The sequence below is a fragment of the Fuscovulum ytuae genome (assembly GCF_029953595.1).
GTDB lineage: Bacteria > Pseudomonadota > Alphaproteobacteria > Rhodobacterales > Rhodobacteraceae > Paragemmobacter > Paragemmobacter ytuae.
On the sequence record NZ_CP124535.1, the window covers coordinates 3,298,664 to 3,310,977 of the forward strand.

Genomic DNA, 12,314 nt, shown 5'->3' on the forward strand with positions numbered 1-12,314 from the left:
GGGCCTATGCCCCCTGCAATGACACGCCATTCAAAGGAGATACGACAATGGCAATGAAGATCCGACTGGCCCGTGGTGGTTCCAAGAAGCGCCCGCATTATTCCATCGTGGCGTCCGACTCGCGCATGCCGCGCGATGGGCGGTTCCTTGAGAAGCTGGGAACCTATAACCCGTTGCTGGCCAAGGATGACGAGAACCGCGTGAAGATGGATATGGATCGCGTGAAGCATTGGCTGGCGCAGGGCGCGCAGCCGACCGACCGGATCGCACGGATGCTGGAAGCTGCTGGCGTGATGCCGAAGAAGGCCCGCAACAACCCGAAATCCGCTGTGCCGGGCAAGCAGATGGCCGAGCGCGCCGCGAAGAAGGCCGCCCGGGCCGCTGCTCCTGCGGAAGAGTAAGGACGACTTTGGGGGGGCCGTTGGCGGCCCCCCTATTCCCTTGATCTTGCAACCGGGTGAGTGACGATGACGCGACCTGACCGTATCTGTGTCGGTGCCATCGCCGGGTCTTTCGGCGTGCAGGGTGAGGTACGGCTGAAAAGCTTTTGCGCCGACCCGGAGGCGATTGCGTCCTATGGGCCGCTTTGGACCGAGGATGGCAGCCGATCCTTTGCCGTGAAGCTGACGCGGGCCAATGTGTCGGGCGGGCTGGGGGCAAGGTTGTCGGGGGTTTTGACCAAAGAGCAGGCGGATGCCTTGAAGGGCACGCAGCTTTTCGCGGATCGCGACAGGCTGCCCGCGCTGCCGGATGACGAATTCTATCACGCCGACCTGATCGGGCTTGTGGCGCAGGATGCCGGAGGGGTGACCCTTGGCACGGTGCGGGCTGTGCATAATCACGGGGCGGGCGATATGCTGGAAATCCTTGGTTCCGGCATGAAATCAGCGCTCTTGGTGCCGTTCACGCTGGCCGTAGTGCCGACGGTCGATCTGGCGGCGGGGCGGATTGTGGTGGACCTGCCCGAGGAAACGGAATGACCGACGAAAAGCCCCGGTCTCATGGGCGGATCAAGGTGCAGGTCAGCCTGCAGCCGCGTGACTTGATGGAAGAGCCGCGCCGGGTGAAGGGCGCGTGGGAAGCGCGGATCGTGACGCTGTTTCCAGAGGCTTTTCCCGGTGTTCTGGGCCTGTCCTTGACGGGCAAGGCGCTGGATCAGGGGTTGTGGCGGCTGGAGACGCTGGACCTGCGGACCTTTGGCGAGGGCAAGCATCGCAACGTGGATGACACGCCTGCGGGCGGGGGTGCGGGCATGGTGCTGCGCGCTGATGTGGTGCATCGGGCGCTGCGGCAGGCCTCGATCGGGGTGACGGGTGAGCGGGGGCGTTGGCCCCTCGTCTACCTATCGCCGCGCGGGCGCCGGTTTGATCAGGCCATGGCGCGGGATTGGGCGGCGGCGGATGGCGTCACGATCCTGTGCGGGCGGTTCGAAGGGGTGGATCAGCGGGTGCTGGACCATTGGGGCGTCGAGGAGGTGTCCTTGGGCGATTTCGTCCTGACTGGGGGCGAGATTGCGGCGCAGGCGATGATCGACGCGACGGTGCGGCTTTTGCCCAATGTGTTGGGCAATGCGGCATCTACGGAGGAGGAAAGTTTCTCGGACGGGCTGCTGGAGCATCCGCAATATACGCGGCCTGCCGTCTGGGAAGGGCGGGAGATTCCGGCCGTGCTGATGTCAGGTCATCATGGCGAGATCGAGAAATGGCGGCGGGCAGAGCGCGAGCGGCTGACCCAGGAGCGGCGGCCCGATCTTTGGGAGAAGCGGAAGCCATGAGGCCGGTCATGGCGGGGGGAACCCCGCCCTACGGCCATCGCGGCAAAGGCGCCTTGCGGGGGCAGGGCGGAGGACCCCGGCGGACGCGCTTTCGCCCTTGACCGCAAGGGCCTTTCGCCCCTATAGGCCCCCGGTCCGGGGCGGTTTCGTCATCCGGGAGCGATTCCTTTTGCCTTCTGCATCCTTCGGCAGGGTTTGGGGCAGGGGAACGCCACAGTCAAAGCAGGCCTGCATCTCTGGCGGGCGCCCCTGAAGGGGCGGACCCGATCGAAGACCGAGAGCTCTGGGGCGGCATCACCTCTGCGGGACCACCGCAGGCAAAATGGAGACATGCGCATGAACCTGATCGCGCAGATCGAGGCGGAGCAGATCGCCGCCCTCGGCAAGACCATCCCGGATTTCAAGGCCGGCGACACCATCCGCGTCGGCTATAAGGTGACCGAAGGCAGCCGTTCGCGGGTGCAGATGTATGAAGGCGTCTGCATCGGCCGCAAGGGCGGGCTGACCATCTCGGCCTCGTTCACCGTCCGCAAGATTTCCTTCGGCGAAGGCGTGGAGCGTGTGTTCCCGCTGTATTCGACCAACATCGACTCGATCGAAGTTGTGCGTCGTGGCCGTGTGCGCCGCGCCAAGCTGTACTACCTGCGCGAGCGTCGTGGTAAGTCGGCCCGGATCGCCGAACTGTCGAACTACAAAGAAAAGTCGGAATAAGGATCGCAGCGATGAAAAAGGGCATTCACCCCGACTATCACATGATCACCGTCAAGATGACCGACGGCAGCACGTTCCAGACCCGCACCACGTGGGGCAAGGATGGCGACCAGATGGCGCTGGATATCGATCCGCTGGCGCATCCGGCTTGGACCGGACAATCGGCCAAGCTGATGGACACCGGCGGCCGCGTGTCGAAGTTCAAGAACAAATACGCCGGTCTGGGCTTCTGATCCCTGCCTACGTTGTGAAAGTAGCGAGCGCCGTCCCCTTGGGGCGGCGTTTTCCATTGCGGAACCTGCACGGAAGGGCTTGCGGATTTCCGCCAACTGGGCCTTATCGCTGTTCCGCACCGCCTGCTGCCGCGCGGGGTGCTGATCGGGTCGGGGGATGGCATGGCGCATATCATCGTGGTCGGGAACGAAAAGGGTGGATCGGGGAAGTCCACCACCTGCATGCATGTGGGCACGGCGCTGGCGCGGCTTGGGTTCCGGGTGGGGGCGCTGGACCTTGATCTGCGGCAGCGGAGTTTCGGGCGCTATGTTGAGAACCGCCGGGCCTATCTGGCGCGGGCGGGGTTGAGCCTGCCCACGCCTGACTATCGCGAATTGCCAGAGGTGCCGGCGGATCAGTTGCAGGCGGGCGAGAATGCCTTTGACGCGCGGCTGGCGGCGGCGGTTGCGGCTTTGGAGCCCGTGTCGGATTTCATCGTGATCGATTGCCCCGGATCGCATACGCGGTTGTCACAGGTGGCGCATTCGCTGGCCGATACGTTGATCACGCCGTTGAATGACAGTTTCGTGGATTTTGACCTTTTGGCGCGGGTGGACCCGGAAACAGGTCGGGTGAAGGGGCCGTCAATCTATTCCGAAATGGTGTGGAACGCGCGGCAACTCAGGGCGCAGGCCGGGTTGAAGCCCATCGATTGGATCGTGCTGCGCAACCGTCTGGGCGCGCAACAGATGCATAACAAGAAGAAGGTGGGGGCGGCGCTGGAGGAATTGTCGCGGCGGATCGGGTTCCGCGTGGCGCCGGGATTTTCCGAGCGCGTCATCTTCCGCGAACTTTTCCCGCGCGGGCTGACGCTGCTTGATCTGCGCGATACCGGGGTGGATCAGCTGAACCTGTCCAATATCGCCGCGCGGCAGGAAGTGCGCGACTTGGTATCGGAGCTTAGACTGCCCGGGGTGCGGGTTGATTTCTGACCGGCGGGACGGCGCGAAGGCCAAGCTGCGCGTCGCGCGCCATTTCGCGGGCGCCGATCCGTTGCAGGCGCTGATCGAATTGCGGGTCAACCTGCTGCGCCTTGTGGGCGAGAAGGCCTAGCTTTTCCAGCAGAGCGAGGCCGTATTGCATGGCGATGTCCTTTCGAGTGGGCGGATGCCCCTAACCTTTGTCGTCTGAAGGATGCCGCGAAAGATGGGCAGGAAATGGGCGCGGGCGCGGTCTTTCCGTGCGTTTTGGCTATGGTGAAGGGCGTGAATTGGGCGATTTTGGCGAAAACCTGCCCAGATCCGAAGTGACTTGGCAAAGGTCTGCCGATGCTGCCGATGGCTTGAGCCGCAGGGCCGCGCCATGCCATGAGGGGGCAAATGGGAGGGCGGAGCATGGCCAATCATCTGTTCGACGCGCTGTTTGCGCCATTGGCGGGACGGGGGAGTGATTTTCTGATCCTGCCGGATGGGCGGCGGATCTCTGGCGATGCCTTCTTTCACCTTGTCGGGCAGATGGCCGGGGCCTTGCGCGGGCTTGGCTTGGCCAAGGGTGACCGGATTGCGGTGCAAGTGGGCAAGTCGCCCGAGGGGCTGGCCATATATGGCGCAGCGGTGGCCTTGGGCGCGGTGTTCCTGCCGTTGAACACGGCCTATACGCCTGATGAAGTGGCCTATTTCCTTGGCGATGCGACGCCGCGGGTCTTTGTCTGTGATGGTGCGAAGGCGCAGGCCTTGGCAGCGGTGGCGGCGCAGGCCGGGGCACGGCTGGTGGCTCTGAATGGCGACGGAACCGGAGAGTTGGCCGATCTGGCGGCGGGGGCGTCCGAAGAGGCCGCAGTGGCCTGCGGGCCAGATGACCTTGCGGCGATCCTCTACACATCGGGGACGACGGGGCGGTCGAAGGGGGCGATGCTGACGCAGCGCAACCTGTTGTCGAATGCCGACGTTCTCCTGCGGGAATGGCGGTTCACGGGCCGTGATGTGCTGCTGCATGCGCTGCCGATCTTTCACACGCATGGGCTGTTTGTGGCGTCGAATGTGGTGCTTTTGTCCGGGGCGGCGATGATCTGGCTGCCGGGTTTTGAGGCGGGGGCGGTGCTGCGGCATCTGCCGCAGGCTACAGTGATGATGGGGGTGCCGACCTTCTACACGCGGCTGCTGGATGAGCCAGGGCTGACGCGCGATCTGGTCGGGCATATGCGGCTGTTCGTGTCGGGGTCCGCCCCGCTTTTGGCCGAGACTCATGTGGCATGGAAGGCGCGGACGGGGCATCGCATTCTGGAGCGCTATGGGATGACCGAGACGAATATGAACACCTCTAACCCCTATGAAGGTGAGCGGCGGGCGGGGACGGTGGGCTTTCCCCTGCCGGGGGTCGACCTGCGGATCATGGCCGAGGGGCGCGAGGTCGCCCCTGAAGAGGTGGGGATGATCGAGGTGCGGGGGCCGAATGTCTTTGCGGGCTATTGGCAAATGCCGGAAAAGACGCGCGAGGAGTTGCGCGCGGATGGCTGGTTCATAACCGGCGATCTGGGGAAACGGGATGCCGACGGATATGTGCATATCGTGGGGCGGGCGAAGGATCTGGTGATCACCGGGGGGTATAATGTTTATCCCAAAGAGGTGGAGCTGCTTTTGGACGAAGTGCCGGGGGTCGCGGAAAGCGCGGTGATCGGCGTGCCGCATCCGGATTTCGGCGAGGCCGTCTTTGCCGTACTGGTGCCACAGAAGGGCGCGGCGCTGGATGCGGGTCAGGCGCTGGCGGCGATTTCCGACCGATTGGCGCGGTTCAAGCAGCCCAAGGCGGCAGTGGTGGTGGAGAGCCTGCCAAGGAATACGATGGGCAAGGTGCAGAAGAACCTTTTGCGTGAGGCCTATAAGGGCTGGTTCGTGTCAGGGGGCGAAATCTGACGCAAATTTCGCGGCGTTTTCTGCACGCAGAAAACGGTGGGGCGCGGCGTTGCAAGGCGGAATTTGTGTCAAATTCCGTTCTACATCCTTGGGTCAGGTCACATCCTGAGTGTCAAGTTCAGCTTCGAGGAAGCGTTCAAAGGCATCAAGATCGACGGGATCGAACTGGCCGAACCCCTGCATCCAGACCGACGCCGTTCGCAGGGCATCGGGCTCTAGCTTGCACCATTTCACCCGTCCGCGCTTTTCCTGCGTGATGAGCCCTGCATCGGCCAGAACGGCAAGGTGTTTCGAGATGGCTGCCAGCGACACCGCGAAAGGTTCGGCTACATCGGTGACGGCCATGTCATCCTCAAGCAGCATCGTCAGGATCGCGCGGCGCGTGGGATCGGCCAGCGCGCTGAAAACGGTGTCGAGCGGGTCGGGTGTGGGCGCGGTCATGCGGGCATGTTTGCGGGTCTGTGCTGCAATCGTCAACCATTCGGTTGAATATGCCGCAATGCCGCATGCGGTGCCTTTGCAGAGGTGTGGCAGGGTGCCGCCCTGCGGAAAACACATGTAAATCATATGCTTGTCGGATGTCAGGGTGGGGAATTCGCGGCTTGACTCAGGCAGGCCCTCTCCGTAGGTTCCGCCCGACTGTTCTGGGGGTGCCCCGTCATGGCCGAAGAACCCGATCGCGCGCGACTTGCCGCGCTGGAGGAGAAACTGGCCAAAGCGAAGGGCGCGGTGAACCCACCGCGCAAGCGCCATCAGGACGAGCAGTATTCGCAGGCGCAGCTTGCCTGGCGAATGGTGATCGAGCTTGTGGCCGGACTTGGGATCGGCTTCGGCATTGGATACGGGCTGGACTCGCTGTTTGGGACCATGCCGCTGTTTCTGGTGCTGTTCATATTGGCGGGCTTTGCGGCGGGGATCAAAACCATGCTGCGGTCGGCGAAAGAAGTGCAGGAACGGAAGGCGGCACAGGCCGCCGAGCAAGGGGAAGACTGACGTGGCAGGCGAGGCACACAGCGAAGGCGGTCTGGTGTTCCATCCGATGGACCAGTTCATCGTGAAGCCGCTGTTCGGGCATGGTCCCGTAGAGTGGTACACGCCCACCAATGTGACGTTGTGGATGAGCTTGGCCGTGCTGTGCATCATCGCGCTGTTCGTTCTGGGCACGCGGGGCCGGGCGGTTGTGCCATCGCGCGTTCAGTCGGTGGCGGAATTGGCCTATGGCTTCATCTACAAAATGGTCGAGGACATTTGCGGCCATGAAGGGGTGAAGTACTTCCCGAAAATCTTCACGCTGTTCGTGTTCATCATCTTCACGAACTATCTTGGCCTGCTGCCGATGTCCTTTACCCCCACCTCGCATATCGCGGTGACGGCGGTGCTGGGCTTTGGCGTGTTCATCGCTGTGACCCTGCTCGGCTTTTACAAGCATGGGGCGCATTTCCTGGGTCTGTTCTGGATGTCGGATGCGCCGCTGATCCTGCGCCCGATTATCGCGGTGATCGAAGTGATTTCCTACTTCGTGCGTCCCGTTAGCCATTCGATCCGTCTTGCAGGCAACATCATGGCTGGTCACGCCGTGATCAAGGTTTTCGCGGGCTTTGCGGCGATTGCTGCAATCTCGCCGGTGTCGATCCTTGCGATCGTCGCCATCTACGGGCTGGAGGTGCTGGTTTCCTTCATTCAGGCCTATGTCTTCACCATCTTGACCTGCGTCTATCTGAAGGATGCGCTGCATCCGGGCCACTGACGCGGTCACACCCAAACTCAAGCATTCCATCGTAAGGAGAAAATCATGGAAGGCGATATCGCAAGCATGGGTCAGTTCATCGGTGCCGGCCTCGCCGCCATCGGTTCGGGCGCTGCCGCCATCGGCGTTGGCCACGTGGCCGGCAACTTCCTGGCGGGCGCGCTGCGCAATCCGTCGGCGGCTGGTGGCCAAACCGCCACGCTGTTCATCGGTCTGGCCTTCGCAGAAGCTCTGGGGATCTTCGCGTTCCTCGTTGCGCTTCTGCTGATGTTCGCCGTCTGATCCCACTTCGAATCCTTACGTGAGGGGGGCGCGCCGGTAGACCGGCGCCCCTTCGAAGTTCAAAGGGTCCGACGGAGGACAAGATGGCAACTGAACATACCGCCGCAGCGAGCACCTGCGTCAGCGAGGCTGGCAGCGCGATCGGCATGCCGCAGCTGTGCGTCGAATGGATGCCAAACCAGGTGTTCTGGTTGGTCGTCGCGCTGGCCGTGATCTATTTCGTTCTGTCGCGCATCGCGCTGCCCCGCATCGGGAGCGTGCTGGCCGAGCGGAAAGGCACGATCACGAATGACCTGACGGCGGCCGAGGAATTGAAAGCCAAGGCGGTCGAGGCTGAGAAAGCCTATCAGGACGCTTTGGCACGGGCCCGCAGCGAAGCGGCGAGGATCGTGGCGGAGGCACGGGCCGAAATCCAGAAGGATCTGGATGCGGCAACGGCCAAGGCTGATGCGGAGATCGCGGCGAAGGCGGCGGAATCCGAAGGACGGATTTCGGAGATCCGGGCCGGTGCTTTGGACGCGATCACGGAAGTGGCCAAGGATACTGCGAAGGAACTGGTCGCGGCGCTGGGTGGCAAAGCGGATGCCCGTTCGGTCACGGCGGCTGTCACGGCGCGGTTGAAGGGATGAAGGCGATGAGAACGCTTACGGCTATTCTGGCGCTTTCTGCCACGCCCGCCTTGGCGGCGGGGGACAAGCCCTTCTTCTCGCTGGCGAACACCGATTTTGTGGTGACGATTGGCTTTCTGGTCTTTGTTGGCGTCCTGCTGAAATACAAGGTGCCGGCGCTGATCGGCAAATTGCTGGACAACCGTGCCGCGCAGATCAAGGCCGAGCTGGACGAGGCGCGCAGTCTGCGGGACGAGGCGAAGGCCCTGCTGTCTTCCTATGAGAAGAAGCAGAAAGAAGTGCAGGAGCAATCCGAGCGCATCGTGGCCAGCGCCAAGGAAGAGGCGATGGCAGCGGCCGAACAGGCCAAGGCCGATCTGAAGAAGTCGATCGCGCGTCGCGTGGCGGCGGCGGAAGATCAGATTGCTTCGGCTGAGGCTTCGGCCATCCGGGAGGTGCGCGAGCGTGCCATCGCGGTGGCTGTTGCGGCGGCAGGTGACGTGTTGGCCAAGCAGATGACGGCAGAGGGCGCTGCTGCGTCCATTGATGCGGCCATCGGTCAGGTTGAAGCCAAGCTGCACTGATCTGGGCAGTTTGAGGATATCAGGGGAACCCGGCCACTGGCCGGGTTTTTCTATTTGCGGTCAGCGGGATTGTTCGTGTTGCAGCCTTTGGAGGGCGATCGCCTCGTTCCTTGCGGTGCGGCCCTGTTCGATGAGGGCGGCTTCAACATAGTCGAGATGGGATTCTACCGCCGCGCGGGCGTTGGCGGGGTCTCGCGCCTGAATTGCTGTATTGATTGCGCGGTGCTGGTCGAGCAGGGCCTCACGCGTGGTGCGGACCTTGAACATCATTTGGCGATTGTAAAAGACGCCTTCGCGCAACAGATCGAACATCGACCGCATCATGTGCAGCATAACGACGTTATGGCTGGCCTCGATGATCGCAAGGTGGAATTGGGCGTCAAGGGCGGCTTCGTCCGATGGATCGCGTTTCTGATGTGCGGCCTCCATCCGGGTGAAGATCGCGTCGATGACTTGAAGATCGGTGTCAGACCCAAGTCGTGCGGCGCGTTCGGCGGCCAGCGCCTCTAGGTCGCGGCGGAAGGCGATGTAGTCGAAAACCGCCTCATCATGGCGTGAGAAGAGATCAACAAGCGCAGGGGCGAAGGCAGACCCCATCACCTCGGCCACATAGACCCCGGCATTGGGGCGGGTGGTGAGAAGCCCGCGCTCTTGCAGTTCTGCCAAAGCCTCGCGCAGCGAGGGGCGCGATACATCCATGCGTTCGGAGAGTTCGCGTTCCGAAGGCAGGCGCTCGCCGGGGCGCAGGATGCCGCGCAGGATCAGGAGTTCGATCTGGCGAACGATCCCGTGCGACAATTTTTCGGGCTGCACCTTTTGGAACGGCATGATCTCCCCGCGATTTTGGTCTGAATTTATGACCACTGGGCCGTGGGGACAATGGTGTTCCTTAAAAGAAACCGGCCGGATCCTGCGGTGGCGCCATCAGGCTGTTAGGACGTGGCGCGCGGGGTGGCTATCTATCTGGCCAGTTTATTCTTTTTGCTGCGACGAAGACTGATCCTTGGCTGAGCGAACGGAGTCCAGGTAGAGGTCGCGCGCAGAGCGAGGCTGCAGCCTGATACAGGATTGCGCCACTTGGCTGCAGTCCCAAAAACGGCCCCTCACTGCGAAGCCGACACAGGGATGAACGTGTTCGCGACGATTGATGCAAATCATAGCCGAAGAGTCTGTTTGACGCGACACTGTCAGTCAGCAATACCTGTCCTTCTGTGGCCTGAGTAACGGTGATGTCGGTTTTTCACTCAGATCTCTAGGGGGCCGAAATGGTCACAGTTCTTGCGTTTGTTACGATCTCTGAAGATGCCCCAGACGCTTTGGCTGCCTACTTCAGTGTTACAGATCCGCTGCTTAAGCGGGCCGGAGCACGTATCGTGAAGCGCTTTGCGGTGAATGATGTCGTCATCGGCACCCACCCTTCCCAGACAGTCGTGATGGTCGAATACCCGTCGAGAGAGGCGGTTGATTCCGTTTTCAAAAGCCCGGAATACGCTGCGGTCAAGGCGGTGCGGGATCGCGCATTCAGCACCTATGCGATTACGATCGTCGATGATCTTTCGTCGACGCCGTCGGTCGAGCAATCGGGCCGATAGAGCGACGGCATACTTCAGGTCCGGAAGGCTGCGCCTGCGAAGAATTGGTTCTTCAAAAACATGCCGTTTCTCAGCGACCCTCGTGCTGACGCATCGGCGCTGCGTTTATCGCCTGTCGCAGGCATGGGACATAACGTAATCGGACGAAGTAAAGCCCGCCGTAAAGTTACGGCGGGCTTTTTCCGATTTTCCAACGATGAAGCCGTTTCCGACCTGACAGACTGCGTCGATAAGGCTTTCCAGTCCCCTTCGGGCTGAAATTGCCGGGATCAGCGGGTCGGGCGGATGATGATTTCCACCCGGCGGTTGGCGGCACGGCCTTCGGGCGTGAGGTTTGAGGCGATGGGTTGATCTTCACCCCGTCCGAAAGCGGTGACGCGGTTGTTTGGCACGCCATTGCCGCGCAGCACATCCGCGACCGAGACGGCGCGGCGCTGCGACAGGTCCTGATTATAGGCCGCCGATCCGGTATTGTCGGTATGGCCGATGATTTGGATCTGGCTGTTGGGATAGCGCAGCAGGTTCTGCGCCACCGCCCCGATGTCGCGGATCAGGTCGGGCCGCAGGGCAGCGCTGTCCACGGCGAACAGCACATCCTGCGGCATGTTCACCACGAGGAAGTCGCCATTGTTCGTCACATCGAATTGGCCATTGATGCCGCGCAATTCGGCGGCCTGCGCGTCAAGCGTGGCACCGATGGCGCCGCCAAGCACGGCGCCGATGCCCGCGCCGACGGCGGTTTTCAGAAGGCGGTCATCATCGCTTTGCGACCCGATCAGGCCACCGGCCATCGCCCCGATCAGCGCGCCGGATTGCGTGCGGGGGCCTGCGGCGGTGGGTTGCGCGCCATAGGGATCGGCATAGGGGTCGGCGGGAACGCAGGCCGTGAGGGCAAGGATGCCGAGGGTGGAAAGGATAAGGGGGGTCTTGAAGGTCATTGCTGCCGCCTCGATGGTGGGTGGCCCTTGGATGCGGGCGCTGACCCTTCTTATACCAAGGCGGGGCGGGGCTGGATAGGAGCGCCCCCCGCGCGGCAACATTCCGCGCATCACATTCCGGTGCGGGCGGCTTCCCATGCAAGGATCGCGCGTTTCACCGGAAGGCCCCAATGATAGCCGCCAAGGTTGCCGTCGCGGCGCAGGGCGCGGTGGCAAGGGATCAGAAAACTGATCGGGTTGCGGCCCACGGCTGTGCCTACGGCGCGGACGGCGCGTGGATTGCCGATGGTTCCGGCAATCTCGCTATAGGTCGTGACATGGCCGGTGGGGATGCGCATCAGCGCCTCCCATACCTTGATCTGAAAGGGCGCGCCGATGAGGTAGAGGGGGGCCTTGCCCTGCCCGTCGGTGCCAAAGGCGGCAAGCACCCAAGGGCGCAGCATCATTGGGTCTTCGACGAAATCCGCCTTGGGCCAACGGCGGATGAGGTCTTCGAAGGCGGCTTCGGCCCCCATTTCGGCGGCAAAGCCCATGCCGCAGAGCCCTTTTTCGGTGCCCATGACAATGGCGGGGCCGAAGGGGCTTTCGAACCAGCCCCAGCGGATGGTGAGGCCGGCCCCGCCTTGCGCGTAATCGCCGGGGGTCATCGCCTCCCATGTCAGGAAGAGGTCGTGCAGGCGGCCGGTGCCGGAAAGACCGGTGGCAAGCGCAGTTTCCAGCGTGGTGAAGCGTTCGGACAGCATGGCACGGGCATGATCCAGCGTCAGGTATTGCTGGTATCGTTTGGGCGAGATGCCGACCCATTGGGAAAAGACGCGCTGGAAATGCGCCGGGGACATATCCATCCGCCGGGCAAGATCATCGAGGGTGAGCGCGGGGCCGCCGTCATCGATCACCTTCAGGGCGCGGGCGATGACGGCGTAGTGGTAGGCGGGGGATTGGTCGGTCATCGG

The 12,314-nt window shown here is 62.7% G+C and carries 18 protein-coding genes; 14 read left to right on the forward strand and 4 right to left on the reverse strand.

What is annotated here, in order from left to right; genetic code table 11:
* Positions 1–47: 47 nt before the first annotated feature.
* The 8 genes from rpsP to QF092_RS15975 all read left to right on the forward strand — a co-directional run bounded on the left by rpsP (position 48) and on the right by QF092_RS15975 (position 5,610).
* Positions 48–401 carry a 30S ribosomal protein S16 gene (gene rpsP / locus QF092_RS15940; RefSeq protein ID WP_281465373.1) on the forward strand — a complete coding sequence of 118 codons (354 nt, stop codon included), beginning with the start codon at positions 48–50 and terminating at the stop codon, positions 399–401.
* A gap of 66 nt (positions 402–467) precedes the next feature.
* Positions 468–980 carry a ribosome maturation factor RimM gene (gene rimM, locus QF092_RS15945; protein ID WP_281465376.1) on the forward strand — a complete coding sequence of 171 codons (513 nt, stop codon included), beginning with the start codon at positions 468–470 and terminating at the stop codon, positions 978–980.
* Complete coding sequence (gene trmD, locus QF092_RS15950) at positions 977–1,774, forward strand: tRNA (guanosine(37)-N1)-methyltransferase TrmD (protein ID WP_281465378.1); 798 nt, start codon at positions 977–979, stop codon at positions 1,772–1,774. Before rimM ends, trmD begins: the two co-directional genes overlap by 4 nt.
* 336 nt (positions 1,775–2,110) lie before the next feature.
* Entirely contained in the window at positions 2,111–2,485 is a 375-nt protein-coding gene (gene rplS, locus QF092_RS15955) for a 50S ribosomal protein L19 (RefSeq protein ID WP_281465380.1), read from the forward strand.
* 11 nt (positions 2,486–2,496) lie between these two features.
* Positions 2,497–2,718 (forward strand): 50S ribosomal protein L31, encoded by a 222-nt coding sequence (gene rpmE, locus QF092_RS15960; protein WP_281465382.1) that lies wholly within the window; start codon positions 2,497–2,499, stop codon positions 2,716–2,718.
* A gap of 162 nt (positions 2,719–2,880) precedes the next feature.
* Positions 2,881–3,690 (forward strand): division plane positioning ATPase MipZ, encoded by an 810-nt coding sequence (locus tag QF092_RS15965; protein WP_281465384.1) that lies wholly within the window; start codon positions 2,881–2,883, stop codon positions 3,688–3,690.
* Positions 3,680–3,811 carry a hypothetical protein gene (locus QF092_RS15970; RefSeq protein ID WP_281465386.1) on the forward strand — a complete coding sequence of 44 codons (132 nt, stop codon included), beginning with the start codon at positions 3,680–3,682 and terminating at the stop codon, positions 3,809–3,811. The genes QF092_RS15965 and QF092_RS15970 overlap by 11 nt, the downstream gene beginning before the upstream one ends.
* 281 nt (positions 3,812–4,092) lie before the next feature.
* A complete protein-coding gene (locus QF092_RS15975) occupies positions 4,093–5,610 on the forward strand; it encodes a malonate--CoA ligase (RefSeq protein ID WP_281465388.1) in 1,518 nt (505 codons plus the stop codon).
* 93 nt (positions 5,611–5,703) lie between these two features.
* On the opposite strand, the gene QF092_RS15980 is transcribed toward QF092_RS15975, so the two are convergent.
* A complete protein-coding gene (locus tag QF092_RS15980) occupies positions 5,704–6,051 on the reverse strand; it encodes an ArsR/SmtB family transcription factor (RefSeq protein ID WP_281465390.1) in 348 nt (115 codons plus the stop codon).
* A gap of 219 nt (positions 6,052–6,270) precedes the next feature.
* On the opposite strand from QF092_RS15980, the gene QF092_RS15985 reads away from it, so the two are divergent.
* The 5 genes from QF092_RS15985 to QF092_RS16005 all read left to right on the forward strand — a co-directional run bounded on the left by QF092_RS15985 (position 6,271) and on the right by QF092_RS16005 (position 8,831).
* A complete protein-coding gene (locus QF092_RS15985; protein ID WP_281465392.1) occupies positions 6,271–6,603 on the forward strand; it encodes an AtpZ/AtpI family protein in 333 nt (110 codons plus the stop codon).
* A gap of 46 nt (positions 6,604–6,649) precedes the next feature.
* Complete coding sequence (locus QF092_RS15990) at positions 6,650–7,357, forward strand: F0F1 ATP synthase subunit A (protein ID WP_281470058.1); 708 nt, start codon at positions 6,650–6,652, stop codon at positions 7,355–7,357.
* Between the two features lie 45 nt (positions 7,358–7,402).
* The gene (locus QF092_RS15995; protein ID WP_281465394.1) at positions 7,403–7,639 is read left to right on the forward strand and encodes a F0F1 ATP synthase subunit C; all 237 of its coding nucleotides are present in this window, start codon (positions 7,403–7,405) and stop codon (positions 7,637–7,639) included.
* Positions 7,640–7,722: 83 nt separating this feature from the next.
* On the forward strand, positions 7,723–8,268 hold the full coding sequence (locus QF092_RS16000; RefSeq protein WP_281465396.1) for a F0F1 ATP synthase subunit B': 546 nt from the start codon (positions 7,723–7,725) through the stop codon (positions 8,266–8,268).
* A gap of 5 nt (positions 8,269–8,273) precedes the next feature.
* Positions 8,274–8,831 carry a F0F1 ATP synthase subunit B gene (locus QF092_RS16005; RefSeq protein ID WP_281465398.1) on the forward strand — a complete coding sequence of 186 codons (558 nt, stop codon included), beginning with the start codon at positions 8,274–8,276 and terminating at the stop codon, positions 8,829–8,831.
* 60 nt (positions 8,832–8,891) lie between these two features.
* Here QF092_RS16005 and QF092_RS16010 read toward each other — a convergent pair whose 3' ends face one another.
* The gene (locus QF092_RS16010; RefSeq protein ID WP_281465400.1) at positions 8,892–9,659 is read right to left on the reverse strand and encodes an FCD domain-containing protein; all 768 of its coding nucleotides are present in this window, start codon (positions 9,657–9,659) and stop codon (positions 8,892–8,894) included.
* A 437-nt stretch (positions 9,660–10,096) separates the two neighbouring features.
* Here QF092_RS16010 and QF092_RS16015 point away from each other — a divergent pair, with 437 nt between their 5' ends.
* The gene (locus tag QF092_RS16015) at positions 10,097–10,423 is read left to right on the forward strand and encodes a DUF1330 domain-containing protein (protein WP_281465402.1); all 327 of its coding nucleotides are present in this window, start codon (positions 10,097–10,099) and stop codon (positions 10,421–10,423) included.
* A 269-nt stretch (positions 10,424–10,692) separates the two neighbouring features.
* Here QF092_RS16015 and QF092_RS16020 read toward each other — a convergent pair whose 3' ends face one another.
* Entirely contained in the window at positions 10,693–11,361 is a 669-nt protein-coding gene (locus QF092_RS16020) for a YiaD family glycine zipper/OmpA-like lipoprotein (RefSeq protein WP_281465404.1), read from the reverse strand.
* Between the two features lie 110 nt (positions 11,362–11,471).
* On the reverse strand, positions 11,472–12,311 hold the full coding sequence (locus QF092_RS16025; protein ID WP_281465406.1) for a methylated-DNA--[protein]-cysteine S-methyltransferase: 840 nt from the start codon (positions 12,309–12,311) through the stop codon (positions 11,472–11,474).
* Between the last annotated feature and the right edge of the window lie 3 nt (positions 12,312–12,314).